This window comes from Streptomyces sp. NPDC021562 (genome assembly GCF_040640875.1).
Classification (GTDB): Bacteria; Actinomycetota; Actinomycetes; order Streptomycetales; family Streptomycetaceae; genus Streptomyces.
The window spans coordinates 175,777-197,873 of record NZ_JBFACN010000015.1; the positions used below are offsets into that span (position 1 = coordinate 175,777).

Annotated in this window: 23 protein-coding genes; 12 read left to right on the forward strand and 11 right to left on the reverse strand. The window is 71.4% G+C overall.

The genetic code is table 11. From position 1 onward, the window contains the following. Positions 1-26 precede the first annotated feature (26 nt). The 9 genes from AB0G52_RS24270 (at position 27) to AB0G52_RS24310 (ending at position 8,626) form a co-directional block, all read left to right on the forward strand. Positions 27-2,153: an FtsK/SpoIIIE domain-containing protein gene (locus AB0G52_RS24270; protein ID WP_361338515.1), complete on the forward strand. Its 2,127-nt coding sequence runs from the start codon at positions 27-29 to the stop codon at positions 2,151-2,153. Positions 2,154-2,357: 204 nt separating this feature from the next. After that, positions 2,358-2,864, forward strand: coding sequence for a hypothetical protein (locus AB0G52_RS24275; RefSeq protein ID WP_361338518.1), 507 nt, complete (start codon positions 2,358-2,360; stop codon positions 2,862-2,864). Positions 2,865-2,878: 14 nt separating this feature from the next. Next, positions 2,879-3,199: a MazG-like family protein gene (locus AB0G52_RS24280; RefSeq protein ID WP_361338521.1), complete on the forward strand. Its 321-nt coding sequence runs from the start codon at positions 2,879-2,881 to the stop codon at positions 3,197-3,199. A 149-nt stretch (positions 3,200-3,348) separates the two neighbouring features. Next, positions 3,349-4,485: a DNA cytosine methyltransferase gene (locus AB0G52_RS24285; protein ID WP_361338524.1), complete on the forward strand. Its 1,137-nt coding sequence runs from the start codon at positions 3,349-3,351 to the stop codon at positions 4,483-4,485. Further along, positions 4,482-5,375: a bifunctional DNA primase/polymerase gene (locus AB0G52_RS24290; RefSeq protein WP_361338527.1), complete on the forward strand. Its 894-nt coding sequence runs from the start codon at positions 4,482-4,484 to the stop codon at positions 5,373-5,375. Before AB0G52_RS24285 ends, AB0G52_RS24290 begins: the two co-directional genes overlap by 4 nt. Beyond that, positions 5,372-5,788, forward strand: coding sequence for a hypothetical protein (locus AB0G52_RS24295; RefSeq protein ID WP_361338530.1), 417 nt, complete (start codon positions 5,372-5,374; stop codon positions 5,786-5,788). Before AB0G52_RS24290 ends, AB0G52_RS24295 begins: the two co-directional genes overlap by 4 nt. Continuing rightward, positions 5,785-6,930 carry a DUF3631 domain-containing protein gene (locus AB0G52_RS24300; RefSeq protein WP_361338534.1) on the forward strand — a complete coding sequence of 382 codons (1,146 nt, stop codon included), beginning with the start codon at positions 5,785-5,787 and terminating at the stop codon, positions 6,928-6,930. Before AB0G52_RS24295 ends, AB0G52_RS24300 begins: the two co-directional genes overlap by 4 nt. A gap of 207 nt (positions 6,931-7,137) precedes the next feature. After that, positions 7,138-7,326, forward strand: a complete 189-nt coding sequence (locus AB0G52_RS24305) for a helix-turn-helix domain-containing protein (RefSeq protein WP_361338537.1) — start codon at positions 7,138-7,140, stop codon at positions 7,324-7,326. Between the two features lie 64 nt (positions 7,327-7,390). Continuing rightward, positions 7,391-8,626 carry a site-specific integrase gene (locus AB0G52_RS24310; RefSeq protein WP_361338540.1) on the forward strand — a complete coding sequence of 412 codons (1,236 nt, stop codon included), beginning with the start codon at positions 7,391-7,393 and terminating at the stop codon, positions 8,624-8,626. A 101-nt stretch (positions 8,627-8,727) separates the two neighbouring features. Here AB0G52_RS24310 and AB0G52_RS24315 read toward each other — a convergent pair whose 3' ends face one another. The 6 genes from AB0G52_RS24315 to nirB form a co-directional block, all read right to left on the reverse strand. After that, positions 8,728-9,429: a rhomboid family intramembrane serine protease gene (locus tag AB0G52_RS24315; RefSeq protein WP_361338543.1), complete on the reverse strand. Its 702-nt coding sequence runs from the start codon at positions 9,427-9,429 to the stop codon at positions 8,728-8,730. Between the two features lie 70 nt (positions 9,430-9,499). Next, entirely contained in the window at positions 9,500-10,432 is a 933-nt protein-coding gene (locus tag AB0G52_RS24320) for an aminoglycoside phosphotransferase family protein (RefSeq protein WP_361338546.1), read from the reverse strand. A 40-nt stretch (positions 10,433-10,472) separates the two neighbouring features. Beyond that, complete coding sequence (locus tag AB0G52_RS24325; RefSeq protein ID WP_361338548.1) at positions 10,473-11,243, reverse strand: SDR family oxidoreductase; 771 nt, start codon at positions 11,241-11,243, stop codon at positions 10,473-10,475. Positions 11,244-11,356: 113 nt separating this feature from the next. Further along, positions 11,357-11,941 (reverse strand): TetR/AcrR family transcriptional regulator, encoded by a 585-nt coding sequence (locus AB0G52_RS24330; protein ID WP_132886663.1) that lies wholly within the window; start codon positions 11,939-11,941, stop codon positions 11,357-11,359. A gap of 120 nt (positions 11,942-12,061) precedes the next feature. Next, positions 12,062-12,415, reverse strand: a complete 354-nt coding sequence (nirD, locus tag AB0G52_RS24335; RefSeq protein WP_132886662.1) for a nitrite reductase small subunit NirD — start codon at positions 12,413-12,415, stop codon at positions 12,062-12,064. After that, positions 12,412-15,018, reverse strand: a complete 2,607-nt coding sequence (nirB, locus tag AB0G52_RS24340; RefSeq protein WP_361338553.1) for a nitrite reductase large subunit NirB — start codon at positions 15,016-15,018, stop codon at positions 12,412-12,414. Before nirB ends, nirD begins: the two co-directional genes overlap by 4 nt. Positions 15,019-15,036: 18 nt before the next feature. On the opposite strand from nirB, the gene AB0G52_RS24345 reads away from it, so the two are divergent. Continuing rightward, on the forward strand, positions 15,037-15,579 hold the full coding sequence (locus AB0G52_RS24345) for a hypothetical protein (protein ID WP_361338556.1): 543 nt from the start codon (positions 15,037-15,039) through the stop codon (positions 15,577-15,579). A 43-nt stretch (positions 15,580-15,622) separates the two neighbouring features. Here AB0G52_RS24345 and AB0G52_RS24350 read toward each other — a convergent pair whose 3' ends face one another. The 4 genes from AB0G52_RS24350 to AB0G52_RS24365 all read right to left on the reverse strand — a co-directional run bounded on the left by AB0G52_RS24350 (position 15,623) and on the right by AB0G52_RS24365 (position 19,744). Beyond that, positions 15,623-16,246 carry a class F sortase gene (locus tag AB0G52_RS24350; RefSeq protein ID WP_361338559.1) on the reverse strand — a complete coding sequence of 208 codons (624 nt, stop codon included), beginning with the start codon at positions 16,244-16,246 and terminating at the stop codon, positions 15,623-15,625. Between the two features lie 122 nt (positions 16,247-16,368). After that, positions 16,369-16,893 carry a hypothetical protein gene (locus AB0G52_RS24355; protein ID WP_361338562.1) on the reverse strand — a complete coding sequence of 175 codons (525 nt, stop codon included), beginning with the start codon at positions 16,891-16,893 and terminating at the stop codon, positions 16,369-16,371. 284 nt (positions 16,894-17,177) lie between these two features. After that, on the reverse strand, positions 17,178-17,843 hold the full coding sequence (locus AB0G52_RS24360; protein WP_132886658.1) for a YceI family protein: 666 nt from the start codon (positions 17,841-17,843) through the stop codon (positions 17,178-17,180). Between the two features lie 257 nt (positions 17,844-18,100). Further along, on the reverse strand, positions 18,101-19,744 hold the full coding sequence (locus AB0G52_RS24365; protein ID WP_132886657.1) for a M4 family metallopeptidase: 1,644 nt from the start codon (positions 19,742-19,744) through the stop codon (positions 18,101-18,103). A gap of 136 nt (positions 19,745-19,880) precedes the next feature. On the opposite strand from AB0G52_RS24365, the gene AB0G52_RS24370 reads away from it, so the two are divergent. After that, entirely contained in the window at positions 19,881-20,333 is a 453-nt protein-coding gene (locus tag AB0G52_RS24370) for a gamma-glutamylcyclotransferase family protein (protein WP_361338566.1), read from the forward strand. A gap of 16 nt (positions 20,334-20,349) precedes the next feature. Here the strand turns inward: AB0G52_RS24370 and AB0G52_RS24375 are convergent, their stop codons facing one another. Next, the gene (locus AB0G52_RS24375; RefSeq protein ID WP_361338568.1) at positions 20,350-21,027 is read right to left on the reverse strand and encodes an ElyC/SanA/YdcF family protein; all 678 of its coding nucleotides are present in this window, start codon (positions 21,025-21,027) and stop codon (positions 20,350-20,352) included. Positions 21,028-21,209: 182 nt separating this feature from the next. Here AB0G52_RS24375 and AB0G52_RS24380 point away from each other — a divergent pair, with 182 nt between their 5' ends. Then, a complete protein-coding gene (locus tag AB0G52_RS24380; RefSeq protein ID WP_361338571.1) occupies positions 21,210-21,944 on the forward strand; it encodes a sirohydrochlorin chelatase in 735 nt (244 codons plus the stop codon). Positions 21,945-22,097 lie beyond the last annotated feature (153 nt).

The following is a 22,097-nucleotide window of genomic DNA, read 5'->3' on the forward strand; positions in this document are numbered from 1 at the left end:
CGGGGGCAGTCAGGAGAAGTTCCAGCATGACCGAGAACGTCATCAACCTCCACAAGCCCACCGACCCGCCCACCGGGCAGAACGCCCCGACCGTGCTCACGGTCGTCCCCGACTCGGCCCCGGCCCCGCGGCTGCCGTTGTGGGTGCGCTCCGGGCGCGCGGTGAAGGCGGCCGCGACCGACGAGAACACCAAGACCGTGGTCCGGGCGGTCGCCCGGCACTCCCTCTACACGTTCAACGGGGGCCGGATCGTCGCCCGCCGCACGTGGGACGGCCGGACCGGGGCCCGCTACGAGCGCATGATCCGGGCCGCCGAAGCGGCCGGGAACCTGGAGGTTGCCGAGGAGTGGGAGGAGCGTCTCCAGCGCTTCCGGCAGGCCCGCCACCACCGCCGCATGGATCTGCTCCACTCGCCCGTGGAAGCGGCCAAGGGCGTTGCTGTCGGCACCGGGATGAGCGTCGGGGTGCTGGTCGCCCTCGGGATCGTCATGGCCATCAACACGAAGCACCCGGCGGACGTCATCACTCCGCTCGCCGCCACCATCGACTTCATCGCCACCCTGATCCGCATCATTCAGATCGTGTGGGGCCCGGCGCTCACGATCGCCCCGTTCCTCGCCCTGCTCGCCCTGTGGGCCGTCGGCAGCAAGCAGCAGGCCGCACCCCAATGGGCCCTGCCCGCCAACGCACGTTCCAGCGAGGGTGAGCCGATCACCCCGTCCATCGTGGTCAAGGCCCTGCGCGACCTCGGGGTGCCCGCGCTGCGCAACGCCATCAAGGACATGGGGGACGCCGGCGCGTCGATGCTCGGGCCGATCCGGATTGCGGGATGCGGCGTCGAGGTGGACGTCACGCTCCCGTCGGGGGTGGCGACGAACGAGGTGCAGCAGCGCCGCCGGAAGCTTGCCGAGAACCTGACCCGGCACGAACACGAGGTGTTCATCACGATCCCCGAGGCGGCCCGCACGGTCCGGCTGTGGATCGCTGACTCCGGAGCGCTGGACGAGCCGATCGGCCCCTCTCCGCTGGTCACTGACGAGACCATGACCGCCGACTACGTCAAGGGCCGCGCCCCGTGGGGTCAGGACCTGCGCGGGGACGCGGCAGAGCTGAGCGTGTACCAGCGCCACATGCTGGTCACCGGCCGCTCGAACCAGGGCAAGACCGCCGCCCTGCGCGCGCTCGCGCTGTGGCTGGCTCTGGATCGGTCGGTGCAGTTCTGGATCGCCGACCTCAAGGGCGTCGGGGACTGGAGCATGTTCCAGGGCGTAGCGGACGTGCTGATCGAGGGTCCGTCGGACGACCACGTGATCCAGGCGACCGAGATGGTCGAGGACGCGGTGGAAGAGATGAACCGCCGGATCCAGGTGCGGCTCACCGACCCGAAAGCGGTCTTCCCGCCGCTGATCGTGCTGGTCGACGAAGCACAGAAGGCGTTCATGTGCCCGGCCATCGACGACCAGAAGCGCCCCTACGGCGGGTCCAAGGCCACCAGCCGGTACTTCATGGCGGTGCGCACGATCCACAACCAGGGCCGCGCGGTGGACGTGCTGATGTGGCAGGGCACCCAGGACCCGACCGACCAGAACCTTCCCAAGCTGGTCCGCGAGGGCGCCCACACCCGCGCCTCCCTCGTACTGGGCAGCGAGTCGCAAGCGAAGATGGCACTTGGGGACAAGGCCGTTGAGGACGGGGCCGCCCCGCACATGCTCCGCCAAGGGCTCGACAAGGGAACGCTGGTGGTCGCCTCGGACGGCATCACCATGCCGAAGGGTCAGTCGTCCATCACGGTCCGCACCCACTTCATCGACGACGAGCCGGCCGAAGCCATCGCCTCGCGTGCCCGCGCGCTCCGGGACGGCATCACCACCCTGCGCGTCGTCGACCGCACCGAGGAACGCGACCGGCTCGCAGATATCGCCGCCGTCCTCGGCACGGACACGCGGGTGCTCACCCAGGAAGTCCTCAAGCGGCTCGCCGCCCTCGCCCCCGACGCCTACGGCAACTGGTCGTTCATCGACCTCAAGCGCGTGCTCGACGGCACCGGCGCCGAGCCCTACAAGTCCGACGGGCGCATGGTCATCGGCCGCGACCGCCTCGCCCGCGCACTCGCCGACCGCGACGAACAGGGTTCCGCTTCCGCTTCCGAATGACAGGGAGCCGACCCGTGCTGGGTCAGGGAGGCAGGGAGAACTCCCTGGACCCCTCCCTGACCCACCTCCCTCCCCCTGACCTGCATGAATGATCAGTCAGGGAGGCAGGGAGGCACCCCAGGTCAGACCCCCGAAACCCCCCTCTCAACGCCCCCAGCAGGGGGTGTCTGCTCCTCCCTGAACCGTGCCCCGAAGGGATTCCGCATGTTCCCCGAGACCACCCCCGAGACGCTCCACCAGGGCGTCCGGATGAGCGATGACGTGGCCGCCGCCGAAGCGGCCCGGATCATCGCCGACGCCTACAAGCCCGCCCCCACCATGCCGACCGCCTACCGGGACGACACCCCGCTTCCGCGCTACGGCGACACGCCCCCCATCGCGCAGCAGGGCACCCCGCCGATGTCGCAGCGGGCCGTGGACACCGGCCGGCTCATGCTCACCGCCGGACTGTCCACCGTCCCGCCCGGACTCATCGCCATTGGTGTCCTGGTCGCCTCCCGGCACGCCGACCCGACCGTCATCGGCATGATCTGCGCCGCCCCGGCCGTCATCGCCGTGCCGATCCTCGCCCTCGCCCGCATGTTCACCCGCGTCGCCGACACCGTCCCCGACGAGCACCACCACCACTACAACGGCCCGGTCCGCCAGGAGAACACCACCACCAACACGTACGGGGTCATCGCCCGCACCCGCAACGAACACCACGGCTGACAGGAGAAACCGACGTGAGCGCCATCCTGATCTCCGTCGCGGCCCGCATCGCCGCCGTGCTGAACACCACCAACGGCCACAGCGAACACGAGACTGCGATGCGGCTGATGAAGGTCACTGAGGAAGCCGGTGAAGCCACCGCCGCCTACATCGGCATGACGGGCCAGAACCCCCGCAAGGGCATCAGCCACACCACCGCGGACGTCGCCGACGAACTGTGCGACGTCATCATCGCCGCCACCGTCGCCCTGCACTCCTTCACCACCACCCCGGCCGCGGACCTCACCGCCAAGCTCGACGCCGTCGCCCGCCGCCTGAACACCCCCCAGCAGTAGCTACGCCAAGGGCGGCCCCCGCATCTCGCCAAAGAACCGGGGCCGCCCTTGTCTCCAGTCCTCTACAGACCTGTTGGAGGTCTCCCAGGATGACGCAACCGACCGACATCCGGCGAGTGTCCGCCTTACTCGCCCCGAACCGACCTTTCTTGATCCCGGATGAGTCCTCGACCGAGACCGTCCCCGACGGCATCGTGGAGCTGTTCCGGGGGCCCGGCGGCTGGGCGGAAGGCCTGCGCATGCTCGGCCTGGCCGACATCGGCCTGGAGTGGGACCCGGCAGCCTGTCAGACCGCGCGCGCTGCCGGTCACGCGACCATTCAAGCCGACGTGGCGACCTACCCGACCGGCCCGTTCCAGGACCGCATCACCGGGCTCATCGCGTCGCCGCCGTGCCAGGCCTGGTCGCGTGCCGGGAAACGCGCCGGTCTCGCCGATCAGGCGCTCGTGCACCAGGCCGTTCACGACCTCGCCCACGGCCGCGACGCCCGCACCGAACTTCTCAACCGGTGCAAGGACAAGCGGTCCCTGCTCGCCGCGGAGCCGATGCGCTGGCTCGCCGACCTGCGCCCCGAGTGGGTGTGCCTGGAGGAAGTCCCCGACGTCCTACCGCTGTGGCGCCAGTACGCCCTGTACCTCCAGCAGTGGGGCTACAGCACGTGGACCGGCGTCCTGAACGCCGCCGACTACGGTGTGCCGCAGACCCGGAAGCGTGCGATCCTCCTGGCCTCCCGCGCCCGCCCGGTGACCGCGCCCGCTCCGACACACGCCAAGAGCCCGGTGATCGGTCTGTTCGGCGAGTGCCTGGCTCCCTGGGTGTCCATGGCCGAAGCGCTGGGCTTGCCGTCCGGCGTCACGGTCAACACCCGCGGCGACCGCCCCAGGGACGTGCGCGGTCGGGCGGCCGGCGGCAACGAGTTCACCGCCGACGGCCCGAGCAACGCACTGACCGGCCGAGCACGCTCATGGAAGCTGCGCAGCGGGCAGGGCTGGAAGCTTCCGTCAGGCGACACCGAACACTACGAGCGGGCGCTGAGCGAACCATCTTTCACCATCACCAGCAGCGCGAACCGGTGCAAGTGGGTCGGAGACGGCGTCGAGGAGCGCAACCTGACCCTTGCCGAAGCGGCGATCCTTCAATCGCTCCCGGCCGATCACCCGTTCCACGGGACCCGAACCAAGCAGTTCGAGCAGGTCGGCAATGTCGTGCCACCGCTGCTCGCCGCGCACATCGTCTCCGTGCTCACCGCCATCCCAGTTCGATCGACATTGGGAGTCGCGGCATGAGCGAGCACCTGATGCGGGCCGCCCTCGACGCGGCCGACCGTGGCTGGCACGTCTTCCCCCTGCGCCCCGGCAGCAAGCCGCCCGCCCTGCACGGCGAGCAGGCGTGCCCGCGAACCGGGCAGTGCGCGGCCGGACACCGCAAGTGGGAGCAGCGCGCCACGACCGACCCCGACCGCATCCGCGCCGCCTGGTCACGGGCCCCGTTCAACGTCGGCATCGCCACAGGCCCCTCCGGGCTGCTGGTCGTCGACCTGGACGTATGCAAGGGCAAAGGCAGTTCGGACGCACCTGGCGGCGCGGCGACCTTCGCAGCGCTCTGCGAGCGCGCCGGGCACGCGGTCCCGGACACCTACCGGGTGCGGACCGCGAGCGGAGGAGAGCACCTGTACTTCACCGTCCCGGCCGGGGTCCGGCTGGCCAACACGGCCGGGACCGTGGCCCGTTCGGTCGACACACGGGCATGGGGCGGATACGTGGTCGCCGCCGGCAGCACCACCCCCACCGGAGCGTACGAAGCCCTGTGCGCCCCCGTGGTGGCTCCTCTGCCGCTCTGGCTCCAAACCATCCTGCAACCCGCCCCTAAGCCCACACAGACCCCCTCAGAGCCCACAGCGGGGCAATCACAGCGATATGCGGATGTAGCACTCGCCAACGAGACACGGAACGTCGCCACAGCCCAACAGGGGTCGCGGGAAGGCGCGTTGTTCCGGGCGGCGCGCGCTCTGGGACGGTTCGTCGCGTGGGGTGACCTCCCCCGGCACGTGGTCGAGCAGGCTCTTCAGGAGGCGGGGCAGTCGGCCGGACTGTCCGCCGCCGAGTGCCGCTCGACCCTCCGCAGCGCCCTCAACTGGTCCATCACCCACAACTCCGGACGCAGGCAGGCGGCATGAGCCCCCGCTCCCGCCCCCTCCTGAAGAGCATCCCCACCGTCCCGACCGGCCCGCACGCCGCGCGACCGGCCGAACCGACGGCGACCGTGGGCGAACCGAAGGACGTCGCCCGCAAGGGCGTCCGAACTGCTCTTCGCCCTGACCCGCGGTCGGCCGCTCCGGGCGACCCGACGCCGGAGCGGCCCGGAATCCGGATCTATGCCCCGCCGGTCTACCGCGACCACGACGACGGGGCCCGCTGGTCCAAGCGCTACGGCGACACCCCCACCGCCGCCTACGCCTGCCCCTGCGGACAGACCGGCACTGCCACCGGTCCGCGCACCGTCGCCGCCCTGATCAGGGAGTACGAGGCGCATCGGGCCGCCTGCACCGGCACCCCCGCACCCAGCACGGAAGGAAGGGCCGCCGCATGACCCCCACCATCGACGGGGCCGCGCTGCTCAACGATGTCGAAGCGTTCCACCGCCGGTTCAACGTCTTTCCGACCGAGGCCGCCTATATCGCTGTAACTCTGTGGGACGCGCACGCCCACCTGCTCGACTGCTTCGACTCCACCCCCCGCCTGGCCTTCCTCTCCCCGGAACCGGGCTCGGGGAAGTCCCGCGCGCTGGAGATCGTGGAAACCCTCGTGCCCGCCCCGATGACGGCGGTCAACGCGTCCGCCGCCGCCCTGTTCCGCTCCGTCTCCAACCCCGCTGGCCGGCCGACGATCCTGTTCGATGAGATCGACACGGTCTTCGGCCCGAAGGCGGGGGAGAACGAGGAGTTGCGGGGGTTCCTGAACGCCGGGCACCGCCGGACCGGGGTCACCTACCGGTGCGTCGGCGACGGCGGGAACCAGACCGTTCAGGAGTTCCCCTCGTACTGCGCGGTTGCGGTCGCAGGTCTCGGCTCGCTGCCCGACACGATCATGACCCGGTCGGTCATCATCCGGATGCGCCGCCGGGCCCGCAACGAACGCGTCGAGTCCTTCCGGGCCCGCGTCCACGAGGCAGAGGGGCACAAGCTGCGTGACCGGCTCGCCGCATGGGCGGAGCACGCGCGGGGGTTCGTGATGGGCGCTTGGCCCGACATGCCCGACGGGGTCACCGACCGGCCGGCGGACGTGTGGGAACCCCTGCTCGCCATCGCCGACGCGGCCGGCGGCGACTGGCCGCAGCGGGCCCGCGCCGCGTGCGTGGCGCTGGTGACCGCGTCCAAGGCCAACGACAGGGGCAGTCTCGGAATCCGGCTGCTCGCCGACCTACGCGACCACGTCATGGTCGGCATCGACCGCCTGCCCACCGTCGCCATCCTGGACCGGCTCAACGCCCTGGACGACGCGCCATGGGCCGATCTGCACGGCAAGCCGCTCGACAACCGCAGGTTGTCGCGGATGCTCGCCGAGTACATGACGGCGGACAACGAACCGATCACCTCCCGCAACATCAAGACCGCCGGGAGCGTGCTGAAGGGCTACTACGCCAGCGATCTGCACGACGCGTGGGCCCGCTACCTCCCCCCACCCCCGGAAAGTCCGCTACCTCCGCTACCCGGCACCGAAAACGCTGCCTGACCGGCAACAACGCGGTAGCGGCAACCATCCCGAGTTGCCGCTACCGCGCCGCTACCCATCCGCTACCGCTATCCCTTCCCGCTACCCCGAACAGGCCCCTGACCTGCGCGGTAGCGGCGGTAGCGGAAGTAGCGCCCCTCAGAGAGACCCCAGCCCGGAACGCCGGGGCGGGAGTCGCTCCCTCCTCTTCCTCGAAGGACGGACGACATGAAGAAGTACCTGACGACTGCGGAAGTCGCCGAGCGCTACCGCACTTCGCCCTCAACTGTCCGCTACTGGCGCTACGCCGAAACCGGCCCGCAGTGCTTCATACGGCGCGGTCGACATGTTCTGTACGACGCCAACGCGCTCGACAAGTACGACGCCGAGGAGATCGAAGGCCGTCGCGCAGCATGACCCGAAACACCAACGAACCGTGCCTCATGGTCGACGTAGCGCGTCCTGAGCGGGAGGGGAACTGATGGCTGACGTGTACGACCGCTGGCACCTCTCCCGACCGCCGGCTGACGCCGAGCCGTGCGAGGCGCACAGCAGCAAGACCCAGACGGTGTATCCGAGCAGCGACCATGGCACAGGGAAACGCTGGCAGGTGCGCTATCGGGACCTGTCCGGCAAGCAGTGCAAGGAGAACTTTGAGAAGAAGGCTGCTGCCGACTCCCGTGCCGCAAAGGTGACGGCTGAACTCGACGCCGGCACCTTCGTGAACCGGGAGTTGGGTAAGCAGAAGTTCAGGGCCATCGCCGAGCGCTGGCAGGAGACAGCCGTACACCGCGAGAGGACCGAGACGAACGTAGAGCGTGCTCTACGGCTGCACATCTACCCGACGTTCGGTGATCGGGCGATCGGCCGAATTGAGCGGGCAGACGGACAGCGGTGGATCAAAGAGCGGTCGGCGGTCATCGCTCCGTCGACCTTTGCAACGCCATGGAACGTCTGCACCAGCATTCTGAAGATGGCCCACCAGGAAGGGATCATCCCGAAGTACCCATGGGAGGGACTGAAGCCACCGGAGGTCTTCTATCCGGAGATCCACCCGCTTCATCCGGACGCGGTAAAGGCACTCATCGTGACAGCGTCACCCCGATACCGCGCCCTGGTGAGGCAGGCCGCGTCCACTGGCCTACGGCAAGGTGAGCTGTTCGGGCTGGAGGACGGAGACCCTGCCGAGACCGTGACGGTCAAGCAGCAACTGATTGGGCCCGACAAGGGCGTGCCGTACCTCGGGGAGCCGAAGACCAAGCAGAGCTATCGGTCCGTTCCTCAAGGGCGTTCGGTCGTAGACGAGATTGCACGGCACCGTGAGAAGTTCCCGCCTCAGGTCGTGCACATCGAGGATCGGACGAACCCCCGGAAGCCCGTATGGCGCCATGCCCGGTTGCTCTACACAAGCGAGACCGGCGGAGCGATTCGGCGGGGGAGTTGGGCAAAGGTGTGGGCCCGGAACGTCAAGCGGGCGAACGCGCACCTGAAGAAGTCGGGCAGCAAGGTCCGTGTCCCCGAGGACACGACGCTTCACGACCTGCGGCACTTCTATGCCTCTGTGCTGATCAAAAATGGGGCGACGCCGAAGCAGGTGCAGATGAGGCTCGGTCACGCGAAGCCGTCGATCACGCTGAACGTCTACACCCATCTGTGGGAGGCGGAGGAGGACCGAACGGCCGACATGATGGAGTCCGCGCTGAACGATGTGCCCTGAGAGTGCCCTATGAGGGGCGGCAGACCCCGAATCCCCTGGTCAGGGGGTTGGTCTTGCACCCTGTGCGGGGGTGCCGCCCCTCGGTGCGTCCACCGCGGGGCTCACAGGAGGCCGTGGTCGTCCAGTTCCTTGAGTAGGGCGGCGTGGATGGGGGCGGCGGTGCCGGGCGGGGTGCGGGGGGTGGCGGCCGCGGGTGCCGTGCGGCGCCGGCGGTCCCGGAAGAGCCAGGCCCCGGCCAGTCCGCCGAGCAGCCCGCCGAGGTGACCGAGCCAGCTCACGCCCGGGGTGCCGGGTACGGCCACGGTGAGGAGGTAGGCGAAGGAGGCGCCCATGACGAGACCGACCAACGTGTCGACGAGGTGCCGGTCGAAGAGTCCGCGGACGACGACGTAGCCGAAGTACCCGAAGATCAGGCCGCTGGCACCGACCGTCGCCACGTCGCCCCGCTCGAAGAACCACACCACGGCGCCGCTGCTGACGGCGATGAGCAGCGTCAGTCCGAGGAACCGCAGCACACCCCGGTAGGCGGCGAGGAAGCCGAAGACGAACAGCGGGCCCGAGTTGCTCTCGATGTGCGCCCAGCTCCAGTGCAGCAACGGCGCCACCAGGATGTCGGGCAGTGTGCCGAGGTCGCCGGAGACCACCGCGTAGTCCCTGGAGAGGGCGTAGTGGTCGGCGAAGTTGGCCAGTTGCACCAGCCAGACGACCACGAGCAGCCCGAACATCACGAAGAACGCCTTCCGCGCCTCCGCGACCATCTGCTCGGGACTGTCCGACGCCCCCACGGCATCCACCGTACTCATGGCAGGCCCCCCTCCGACGGATCCCACGTCCCCACCACGGCGCACTCTACGACAGCCGGCGGGCGGGGGCTCAGGCGGTCAGGGACGTGGCCAGTTCGTCGGTGAAGCGGGTGATGTGGGTCAGGTGCGGGCCGTCGCGGGCGATGCGGAAGCCGTGGCGGCGAGCCCAGAAGGAGGCCTGTACGGCGTGCAACTGGGCCCAGCGGCGGACCCGTTCGCGGTCGAGTTCGGCCGCTTCGGCGAAGACGTCGAGCAGGCGGTGGGCGGCCTTGCGCAGGTCGGCGGTCCGCATGAGGCTCAGCGCGCGGGACTTCAGGAGGGTGCCGGCGTCGTACGCGGGGTCTCCGGCCCAGCCTTTCGGGTCGACCGCCAGCCACGGTTCGCGGTCCCCCCGGAGGATGTTGCGCGCGTGCAGGTCGCCGTGGACGAGGGTGTCCGGCTGGGTGCGGCCCAGTTCGCGGGTCGTGGCGACGGCCGCGTCCAGCACCCGCGGCGGCAGCGCGTGCGCCAGCTCGGCGGCGTCCCGCCGCAACTCCGTCTCCCAGTCCGCGGCCCGGTCCCGCAGACGGGGCAGCCCCGCCGGTGCCGGCACGGCCAGGCGGTGGTTCAGCCGGCCCGCGATCGCCACCAGCGTCTCCTCGTCGGACTCCAGCGCCGCCAGCGTCGTCGTGTGGGCCCGCTCCAGCAGGAGGGCGAAACGGGCGTCGTCCCGTCCGTGCAGGAGGACCGCTCCCCGCCCCCGCCAGGCCTCGAAGGCGTCCGGTTCGTGGACGTTGCCGGGATGCGGGAACGACACCTTCACGACGCACGGCCTGCCGCCCGTCCGCTGCCGGACCGGGACGACCACCCCGACGCCCCCGTGCGTCACCTCGCCGTCCGGCTCGCAGTCCCAGCGTTCCAGCAGGCCGGCGACGATCGCGGGGAGTTCGGCGATCCACGCCGCCCCGCGATCGCCCTCGCGGCCGACCGTGTCACGTACCAGCCCCTCCGGAACACCGATCATCCCCGCACCCTACGCGCCGCCCGCCCGGCCCGTACGGCCTCTACAGCGAGGCGCCGCTGTCCACCACCAGGTCCGTCCCCACCATGGACGCGGCGTCGTCCGAGGCCAGGTACAGCACGGCCGCCGCGATCTCCGCCGTCGCCGAGACCCGGCCCAGCGGCAGGGTCGCCCGTGCCCGCTCGGCGCGGTCCGCGTCCGTCTCGCCCGCGCGCAGCGACATGGAGGTGGCCGTCGCCCCGGGGCTGACGACGTTGATACGGACCCTGTCCTTGATGTGGTCCAGCGCCGCACCCCGGCTCAGTGCCGTCACCGCCGCCTTCGTCGCCGCGTACGCGGCGGCCCCGGCGGACGTGGTGTGGACGCCGAAGTTGGAGGAGACGGTGACGATCGCACCGCCCGTCGGCTGGGTCCGCATCCGGCGGATCTCCGCCTGCAACGCCAGGTGCACCCCGGTCACGTTGACCGCCAGCTGCTCGTGCCAGTCGGCCTCCGGGAGGTCGGCCAGCGGCACGCCGCCGCGGAAGACCCCCGCGTTGTTCACCGCCACGTCCAGCGAGCCGAACCGGTCCACGGCGGCCGCGACCAGCCTCGTGGCCTCCCCCGCCCGGGCGAGGTCGGCCGGTACCGCCGCCGCCTCGCCGCGCCGCTCCTCGATCAGCGCCACCGTCTCCTTCAGCGGCCCCTCCCGCCGGCCCGCCACGACCACGCGCGCGCCCTCCGCCGCGAACGCCAGGGCGGTGGCCCGGCCGATGCCGCTGCCGGCTCCCGTCACGAGTGCGGTACGGCCCGAGAACCGATTCCCCGTGGTCATGATCTCCCCTTTTTCAGAACGGTCTTCTCAGAACGGTATTTTCAGAATGATCGGTCCAGTATGAAGGCGGAAGAAGACGCCCCCTGCGCCGTGGAGAGGCGTGGGGGCGTCCGTCAGTCCAGCAGGCGCAGCACCTGCTCCGCCGCGTCCCGGACCCGGGCCGGGTCCGCCGATGCCTTGCCCACCACCCGCAGGCCCTGCAGCAGCACCAGCAGGGTGCGGGCGAGGGCGAGCGGGTCGCGCTCGGCCGGCAGCTCGTGTTGGGCCTGGGCGCGGACCAGGGCCGTGTGCAGGACCGTCTCGACGCGGTCCCAGTCCTGCTCGACGCTGCGCGCCGCCGCGGGGTCGTGCGGGGCCAGTTCGGCCGCCGTGTTGGTGACGAGGCAGCCGCGCAGCCGCAGGTCGTCGACCGCGGACTCGTCGGCGTACCGCCGTACCAGCGCGCGTACGGCCGGCAGCGCCGGACCCGGCTGGGACAGGCTGTGCAGGACGGCCGGGAGGCGGTCCTGCTGGTAGCGGTCCAGTGCCTTCAGGTACAGCTCGTGCTTGCCGCCGAAGGTCGCGTAGAGGCTGGCCCGCCCGATGCCCAGGTGTGCCACCAGGTCGGCCACGGAGGTGGCCTCGTAGCCGCGCCGCCAGAACAGCTCCAGAGCTGCCAGCAGCGCGGCGTCCGGGTCGAACTCCTTGGTCCTGGCCATGCGCCAGAGCCTAGGTTCATCCAGAACGATCGGTCAACAAAATGGTCCGCCAGGCCGCCAGGCCGCCAGGCCGCCCGGTCATGCAGGTCACGGCCGTGCCGGCTGTGGCAGCGCCGGCTCCTACACGGTGGCCCGCACCTCGTACGCCGTCACCCGGACCGCCTCGTCGTCCAGGCACGCGCCGGTCACCAGGTCGAAGCGCTGCTTCAGCAGGGGTGAGGCGACGAACGGGCGGCCCTGGTGGGTGCCGGTCAGGCCGCGGGAGAGGACCGCCGCGCCGCCGAAGGGGTCGCGGTTGTCGATGGCGTACAGGCGGTCCGTGCGGTCGCGGAAGACGGCGACCTGGCGGCCGTCCGGCAGCAGCGCGGCCACCCCCCGGCCGGGGGTCAGCAGGCTCAGGTCGCAGACCGTGAACCAGCTGTCGGCCAACTGGAGCTGGACCTTCAGATCGGTGGTCTCGGGGGCCAGGGTCATCGCTGGGCGCTTCCTTCCAGTACGTCTGCGGCGGGGCGCATGCCGATGGACAGCAGCGGCAGGTCGGGCTTGATCTGGTCGCGCTCGGGCACGAAGCCCACGACCGGGTCGGGGGTGTCGGGGGCGTTGACGAAGGACACGAAACGGGCGAGCTTCTCGGGGTCGTCGATGGTCGCCGCCCACTCGTCGGCGTAGTGGGCGACATGCGCCGCCATCAGGGACTCCAGCTCCTCGCAGATGCCGAGGGAGTCCTCGACGACGACGTCCCGGACGTGGTCCAGGCCGCCCGGGATCCGCTCCAGCCAGGTCGACGTGCGCTCCAGCCGGTCCGCCGTGCGGATGTAGAACATCAGGAACCGGTCGATCAGACGGACCAGTTCGGCGTCGGACAGGTCCTGTGCGAGCAGGTCCGCGTGGCGCGGCGTGGCACCGCCGTTGCCGCCGACGTAGAGGTTCCAGCCGCCCGCGGTGGCGATGACGCCGAAGTCCTTCGACTGGGCCTCCGCGCACTCCCGGGCGCAGCCGGACACCGCCGACTTGAGCTTGTGCGGGGACCGGAGCCCGCGGTAGCGCAGTTCCAGGTCGATCGCCATCCGCACCGAGTCCTGGACGCCGTAGCGGCACCAGGTCGAGCCCACGCAGGACTTCACCGTGCGCAGCGCCTTGCCGTAGGCGTGGCCGGACTCGAAGCCGGCGTCCACCAGCCGCATCCAGATCAGCGGCAGCTGCTCGACGCGCGCCCCGAACATGTCGATGCGCTGACCGCCCGTGATCTTCGTGTAGAGGCCGAAGTCCCGGGCGATCTCACCGATCGTGATCAGGCCCTCGGGAGTGATCTCACCGCCGGGGATGCGCGGTACGACCGAATACGAGCCGTTCTTCTGGAGGTTGGCCAGGAAGTGGTCGTTGCTGTCCTGGAGGGCCGCCTGTTCGCCGTCCAGGACGTACCCGCTCGCGCCGATCGTCGGGGCGAGGGACGCGATGATCGAGCCGACGGCGGGCTTGCAGGTCTCGCAGCCGTCGCCGCCCCGGGCCGCCTCCCGGCCGTACCGGTCGAGCAGGTCCTGGTAGGTGGTGACGCGCAACGCGAGGACGATCTCGTACAGCTCCTCGCGGGTCTGCGCGAAGCAGCCGCACAGGCCCTTGTCGACCTCGACGCCGGACGCCTCCAGCTCCGCGGTGACCAGCTGTCCGAGGACCTTGACGCAACTGCCGCACGTCGTACCGGCCTTGGTGCACTTCTTCACCTCGGGCACGGTGGTGCAGCCGTGCTCGGTGACGGCCTCGCGGACGGTGCCCTTGCGGACGTTGTTGCAGGAGCAGATGATCGCCTCGTCCGGCAGCGCGGCCGGGCCGAGCTGGACGGCCTCCCCGGCACCGGCCGGCAGCACCAGCGACTCGGGCGCGACCGGCGGCACCGAACCGGTGAACGCCTTCAGCGTCCCGTACGCCTCCGCGTCGCCGACCAGGATGCCGCCGAGCAGGGTGCCGTCCCTGCCGATGACCAGCTTCTTGTACAGGCCCGAACGGGCGTCGGAGTAGACGACGTCGAGGCAGTCGGCGGCGGCGCCGTGCGCGTCGCCGAAGGAGGCCACGTCCACGCCGAGCAGCTTCAGCTTGGTCGACAGGTCGGCGCCGGTGAAGGCGGCCTCGTCGGAGGCGATGGTCGCCGCGGCCGTCTCGGCCTGCTCGTAACCCGGTGCCACCAGGCCGTACACCCGGCCGTCCGCCGCCAGGGCGCACTCGCCGATCGCGAACACGTGCGGGTCCGTCACCGTACGGCACTGCTCGTCGACCGTGATGCCGCCGCGCTCACCGACCGACAGGCCGCAGTCCCGGGCGAGTTGATCGCGCGGGCGGACGCCGGCGCTGAACACCACGAGGTCGGTGGCGAGTTCGGAACCGTCGGACAGCTTCATGCCGGTCACGGCACCCGCGTCGTCGACGACGATCTCCTGCGTGCCCACGCCGGTGTGCACGGTCAGGCCCATCTCCTCGATGGTGCGCAGCAGCGCCGCACCACCGCCCTCGTCCACCTGCACCGGCATCAGCCGCGGTGCGAACTCCACGATGTGGGAGGTGAGTCCGAGCCCCTTGAGGGCGCCCGCGGCCTCCAGTCCGAGCAGGCCGCCGCCGACCACGGCGCCCGTCGAGGCGTTCTTCGCGTACTCCTCGATCGCGAGGAGGTCCTCGATCGTGCGGTACACGAAGCAGCCGGTCGCCTCCTTGTGCGGGACCGGCGGCACGAACGGGTACGAGCCGGTGGCCAGGACGAGCGTGTCGTACCCGAACACCGCGCCGGACCTGGCCGTCACCGTCCGCGCCGCGCGGTCGACGTGCTGCGCCGGGTCGCCGACGTACAGCTCGATGCCGTGGTCGGCGATGAACCCCATGTCCGTCAGGGAGAGGTCGTCGGGGCTCCGGCCCGAGAAGTACGAGGTGAGGGCGACGCGGTCGTAGGCGGGACGCGGCTCCTCGCAGAGCACGACCACGCGGTGCGTGGCGGTCAGACCGCGCGCCGCCAGCGCTTCGAGGAAGCGCTGGCCGACCATGCCGTGGCCGACGAGCACGATCGTGGGGGTGGCCCCGGGGGCGGTGGTCATCAGGAGCCTCCATCGTGGGTGAGCAGGTGGAGCGGGGGGACGCCACCGGCGAAGCGCACGGCGGACGTGACGGACCTGGCGGACGCCACGGACCTGCTGGATGCGGCGGGTCCGGTGGGCGTGACGGGTCCGGTGGGCGTCGCGGGTCTGGTGGGTGTCGCGGGTCCGGTGGGCGGGACGGGGCCGGTGGAGGTCACGGGCCTGCTGGATGTGGCGGGTCCGGTGGGCGTGATGGGCCCAGTGGGTGTCGCGGGCCTGCTGGATGTGGCGGGTCCGGTGGACGTCACGCATCCGGTGGGCGTCACGGGTGCCGTGGGCCGCTCCGGTGGCGTCGGTGCCGGAATCGGCGGCGCGGGTCTCACCGGTGTCATCGGTGGCGCCGGTGTGCCGGGCTCCCCGAGTCGGCGGGCGGGGCGGACGCCCGCGAGGCCGGCGCCGGTCACCACCACACGCGTATTCGAGGTCATGTCCAGGAGCCTGCGCGGCGGACGTTACCCGACCGCATCACCCCTGTTTCCCGCGCGGAACGCTGCCCTCTTCCCGGCCGGGGGAGGGATGTGAGGGGTCCGGGGAGCGGAAGCGGGCGCGGCGGGCGGCCCGGTGGTCAGCGGGTCGCGGTGAGGTGGGCGAAGACGACGACGTTGCCCTGGTAGCCGGTCGTGCGCGAGTATCCGCCGCCGCAGGTGATCACCCGCAGCTCGGGCCGTTTCGCGGCGCCGTACACCTTCTCGTCGGGGAAGTCCCGGGCCTGGTAGACCTCGACCGCGTCCACCGTGAAGACGGCGACCGACCTGTCCCGCCGGTCCACCTCGATGACCGCCCCGCGCCGGAGGGCGCCGAGGTCGTAGAAGACGGCGGGCCCCTCGGTGTTGTCCACGTGCCCGGCGACGATCGCGGTGCCGGTCTCGCCGGGCGTGGTGCCCGCCTCGTACCAGCCGGCGAGGTTCTTGTCGGTGGCGGGCGGCACGTCGAGGCTGCCCGCGGAGGTGAGGGCGAGGCCCATGAGCGGGGCGTCCACGCGGATGGCGGGGATGCGGATCCGGGTGGGCGGGGAGGGCGGCAGCGCGGGGGACGCGAGGCGTTCCTCCGCGGGGTCGGGGCGGCCCTCCGCGGCGGACGGCTGGGGCGGGGCGTCCCGCGGGCCCGATCCGGGGCCGAGCAGCCAGACGCCCGAGCCGAGGGCCACCAGGGTCACGGCGGCTATCGCGGTGTCCCCGATCCTGCGCATGAGCACCCCTCTTTCGAAGGCGACCGAACGTGTGACCCCCTACCCCCTCCGGGCCGCGAGGGGCGTCGGACCCGGAGGGGGTGGGATGGCGGTACCGGCGGACGGACAGCGGAGGGTGTCCGTCAGAACGCATCGCCTCTCGCCCGGCGATGCAGGAGCCAGGTACCGCCCGCGGCGGCGACGGCCAGAGCCGCCACGCCCGCCGCGGTCCCCACGGGGTCGGTGCCAAGGGCACCACCGACCCCCGTCTTCACACTGCCGTGGGGCTGCAGTTGCTGCCCCGCGGCCGGCATCAGCGCCACCGTCAGGTCACCGGTGGCCCGGCGGGTCCCGTCGGCGCACTTCGCGACGATCTCGTACGTCCCCGGCTGCGCGCTCGCCGGCACCCGGAACTCCCCGATCGCCTCGCCCTCGTGGGCGCTGGGCGCGAGCGTGAACGTCCCGGCGCCGACCGGACCGGCGTCGCCGACGGCCGACCCCTTCTCCCCGCAGACCGCGGTGTTCACCGTGACCTGAGCGCCGGGTGCCGCGGTCGAGGGGTACACGTCCAGGCCGCCGGAGCCGCTGCCGTAGGCCGGTGCGCCGGCGGCACCGGACGCGGCCACCGCGAGCGCGGCTCCGGTCAGCAGACGGACGGTGCGTCGCATGGTGCTCCCTCGCTCCTCGTCGGGCTCTCGTCCACTCCCTTGCTCTTCCGAGGTAAAGGCAGGCGGGCCGGGCCCGCTCCCCGAGATTCCGTCAGCTGTGGGATGAACGGGTGTCACAGGACGGGTCCTGCGGGGGTTTTGCGAGCCCGTTATGGCAGGTCAAAGGGGCTATGGAAAGAAAGCGGAGGGAAATGTATGAAAAGCACACGGACGGCGGGCCCCGGAGGGAGTGAACGGGTGACCCGCCCGAGCCACGGACGAGCCGCCGTCCCGTGTCCACGACCCTAGAGTGCGCCCTCCGGCACCATCCGGATCGCGGCGATGTCGAACTGCAGGCGAACCGTCTCGCTCACCATCGCGCCGCCCTCGGCCAGGCGGGAGTTGTACGACAGGCCCCAGTCCATGCGGTTGATCGTGGTCGTGCCGTCGAAGCCGACGCGCTGGTAGCCGAAGGGGTCGGTGACGTGGCCGATGTAGGTCAGCTCCAGGTCGACCGGGCGCGTCGCGCTCTTGATGGTGAGGTCGCCGGTCATGACGTAGACGTCGGGGGACTTGAGGCGAACCGCCGTGCTCTGGAAGCGCATCCGCGGGTAGGTGGCGGCGTCCAGGAAGTCGCGGCCCATCAGGTGGGCGTCCCGCTGCTCCACGCCGGTGTCCACACTGCCCGTGGACAGGATGATCTCCGCCTGGGAACGGGACGGGTCACGGCCGTCGAAGTAGAGCCGGCTCTTGTACTCAGTGAAGGCCCCGCGCACCGTCGTCACCATCGCGTGCCGGACCGAGAAACCGATTCTGCTGTGCGCCGGGTCGATGATCCACTCGCCGGTGAGGGCGGCGAGCGCGGGGTCCAGCAGGGCGGGCGCGGAGCCGTGGGGGGAGGATGCCTGGGCGGAGCGGGGCGGGGCCGTGGGGGTGCGCCGGGCGGTGTGGGGGCGGCTGAACAAGTTCATGTTTTATCTAGTTAGTGCACGCGGGAATGTGCCGCAAGGGCTTGTCAGGACGACGGAGTTGCGGAATTCGGCGGCCGTCACGGAATTCACACACATCCGCCATCGGATCCGCTCAGCGGCAGTGTGAATGCCCCGGCTGTTCCTTGAATTCCGGGTATTCACCCTGTTCGCCGCTGTTTGCCATGGGGTACGAGGTACGGCCGTCCCGGTCCGGTGCGCGGACCGGGGCGGCCGACGTCATGCGTCCTGCGCTCCGCTCAGTTGACGTTCACCGCGCTCCAGGCCGCCGCCACCGCGTTGTACTCGGTGCTGCCGGCGCCGTAGAGGTCCTTCGCGGCGTTCAGGGTCGCCGTCCGCGCGCCCGCGTAGTTCGTCGAGGACGTCATGTAGACGGTCAGCGCGCGGTACCAGATCGCCCCCAGTTTGTCCCGGCCGATCCCGGTGACCGTCGAGCCGTTGTACGTCGGCGAGTTGTAGCTCACGCCGTTGATCGTCTTCGCGCCGCTGCCCTCCGCGAGGAGATACGCGAAGTGGTTCGCGACGCCGGAGGAGTAGTGCACGTCCAGGTTCCCGACCGAGGAACTCCAGTAGTCCGCCGAACTCCCGTCCTTGGACGGCTGGTCCATGTACCGCAGCGCCGTCTTGCCGAAGCCGGAGCGGACGATCTTCTCGCCGATCAGGTAGTCGCCCGGGTCGGAGGAGTTGTTCGCGTACCACTCCACCAGCGTGCCGAGGATGTCCGAGGTGGCCTCGTTCAGGCCGCCGGACTCGCCCGTGTAGGTCAGCGCCGCCGTCTTGGAGGTGACCCCGTGGGTCATCTCGTGGCCCGCCACGTCGAGGGCCACCAGCGGCCCGAAGGTGGTCCCGTCACCGTCGCCGTACGTCATGCAGAAGCAACTGTCGTCCCAGAAGGCGTTGTTGTAGTTGTTGCCGTAGTGGACGCGGTTGTACGAGCCCTTGCCGTCACCGGCGATGCCGTTGCGGCCGTGGACGTTCTTGTAGTAGTCCCAGGTCTCGTTGGTGCCGTACTGGGCGTCGACGGCCGCCGACGAGCGGTCCGACGTGGCGCCCGTGCCCCAGTGGTTGTCGGCGTCCGTGAACACCGTGTTGGGCGCCCGGCTGATGCAGATGCCGAAGATGCACAGGTCGGTCTTGTTGGCCGCGTCCCCGGTGAAGGTGTTGCCGCGGGTGGGGTCGGTGAGGTTGTACGAGGACCCGGACTGCGTCGTCTGCAGCGGGACCGTGCCGCTGTACAGGGACTTGCCGTCGCCGGTCGCCGTCTCGATGCTGTCCCAGGCGTCGATCTGGGCGCCGGTGCGGGCGTCCGTCAGCACGGTGCGGGCGACCGGGTTGCCCAGCGAGTCCTTGCCGACGGCGTTGGTGCGCCAGGCCAGCTTCGGGGTGCCGTGCAGGGCGTCGACGACCAGCTGCGGCTTTGCCTGGACCTGCCGCAGCGCGTCGCCGAGGTTAGCCGCCCGCAGCGCGTTCACCGCGAGGTCGGCGGCCTTCGGGGCGGATATCTCCGGCACGACCGAGGCGAGGGATATCGTGCTCCGGGTCGCCCGGTCGGCGCCGCGGTACGCGCCGTCCGCCTTGAGGTGGACCACGAAGTCGCCGCCCAGCACCGGGAGCTTGCGGTACGTGCGGTCGTAACGGACGTGCTGGGCGCCGTTCTTGTCGACGATCACGTCCCGGACCGAGGTGCCCTCGGCGGAGGTGAGGCCGAGTCCGGCGGCGTGCTGGACGAGCGCCTCGGCCGCGTTGGCGATCGCGGTGGCCCGGGTGGGTCTGGCGTCGGCGTGGGCGGCGGGGGAGAGGGCGGCGGCCAGCAGGGTCGCGGTGGTGGCGGCGACGCCGGCGGTGGCGAGGCGGGAAACGCGGCTGTTCCGGGTCCGGCTCATCAGTCTCCTCGGAGAGTGCCTCGAAGGCGTGGGGTGGCGCTGATGACGAGACAGATTTAAAGGTCCATGACATGTCATGTCCATAGCGCCTCCGTGGAGATGTGTGGGGGGACGGCGGGGGTGGAGAATCCTTTCTGTGACCGCCCGGAACCCCCACCACCTCCCGTTCTTCGTCTACGGCACCCTCCGGCCGGGCGAGCCCAACCATGACGCGTTCCTGCGCGGCCGCACGGAGTCGGAGGAACCGGGCCGTCTCGCCGGCGCGGTGCTCTACGACGGCCCCGGCTACCCCTACGCCGTAGCGGAACCCGGCACCACCGGCCTGGTCAGCGGCGAACTCGTCACCGCGCGGCCCGAGTCGTACGACCGGCTCCTCCAGGAACTGGACGAGCTGGAGGAGTACGTACCGGGCGATCCCGCGAGCCTGTACGTGCGCGTCGAACGGGAGGCCGTACGACTGCGGGACGGGGCCGCCCTCCGGGCCTGGGTGTACGTCGCCGGACCGGCCGTCGCCGAACGGCTGCGCGCCCGGGGCACGCGTATCGACGGCGGCGACTGGCTCGGGCACCGGAGGCCGGCCGGGCGGTGACCTCCCGCCGGCCGCCTCAGCGGCCGTCGGCCAGCGCCCGGGCCACGCCGGGTTCCTTCCGCCCGAGGAACGTCGGGTCCGGCTCGAACACCACGTCCAGTGCCGCCTTCGCCGCCGCGAAGACCTCCCGGGTCCCGCCGTAGTACCAGGTCACGTCGTGCTTGGCGTCGACCCCGACCCCGTACGACGTCACCCCCGCCGCCTCGCACAGCGCCACCGCGCGCCGGATGTGGAACCCCTGGCTGATCAGCACGGCCCGGTCCACGCCGAAGATCTTCCGGGCGCGGACGCACGAGTCCCAGGTGTCGAAGCCCGCGTAGTCGGTGACGACGCGCGTGCCCGGGACGCCGTGCCGGGTGAGGTAGGCGCGCATGGCGTCCGGCTCGTCGTAGTCCTTGCGGCTGTTGTCGCCGGTGACGAGGACCACCTTGATGCGGCCCTGCCGGTACAGCCGCGCCGCCGCGTCCAGACGGTGCGCGAGGTACGGCGACGGCTCGCCGTCCCACAGGCCCGCGCCGAAGACCACGGCCACGTCGGTACGCGGTACGTCCGCCACCGTCCGCAGCCGGTCCGCCGTCGACACGTACAGCCAGGTGGCCGGCAGCAGCGCCAGCACGCAGCCCGCCATCACACCCTGCACCAGCCGCCGCCGGCCGGTACGGGTGCTCGGCAGCCGCGGTCGGCGGATCTTCATACGGGTGTCCCCCCCTGCTCGGCCCTGTCGGCTCTGGCGGCCCTGTCGGCTCCGACCATGGAGGACGCCGGCCGGGGCGTTCCGGTTCGCTCACACCGTCCGGGTCCGTACCGTGAAGCGCCGGAAAACAGCCGTGACGGTCAGGCAACGGCCGCGCAATCTCCTCGGGTGAGGATCCTTCCATGACGGTGACCGACCTTTCCCCGCGCCCCGGCCCGCCCGCCCTGGTCCTGGTGGCCCACGGCAGCCGCGACCCGCGCGCGCTCAGCACCGTGCGGGCGCTCCAGGACCGGGTGCGCGCCCTGCGCCCCGGCCTGCCCGTGCACCTCGGTCACATCGAACTGAACGAACCGCTGCTCCCCGACACCCTCGCCGCCCTCGGCGACACCCGGGCCGTCCTGGTCCCGCTGCTCCTCGGCCGCGGCCACCACGTCAAGCGGGACATCCCGCGGACGGCGGCCGCGGCCCGGGCCCGCACCCGCGTCGCCGCCCCGCTGGGCCCGCACCCCCTGCTGGCCGACACCCTGGGCACCCGCCTGCTGGAGGCGGGCTGGCGGTCCCGCCCCGCGAGCGCGGTGATCCTGGCGGCGGCGGGTTCCCGGGACCCGGAGTCCAGGGCCGACACGGACCGCACGGCCGGCCTCCTCGCCGCCCGCCTGGGCGTCCCGGTGCTCCCCGCCTACGCCTCGGCGGCGGCCCCGACGGTCCCGGAAGCGGTGGCCGCCCTGCGTGCGAAGGGGCGCCGGCACATCGCCGTCGCCTCCTACTTCACGGCCCCGGGCCGCTTCGCGACCCAGTGCGCGGCAGACGCCCCGTGGATCGCCTCGGCCCCCCTGGGAGCCCACGCCGCGATGGCCGAACTGGTCATCCACCGGTACGAGCAGGCCCTGGGAACCCCGGTGACCGCGGCGGCCTAGGAGTATGCGGCTTCGCTGCGGGTGCGTTGTGGCTGGTCGCGCAGTTCCCCGCGCCCCTTTGGGGCGCCCCAGTGGACCCACCTTCTTGGGGGCGCGGGGAACTGCGCGACCAGCCCCCACGCACCCGCACCCGCACCCGCACCGCCCCCCAAC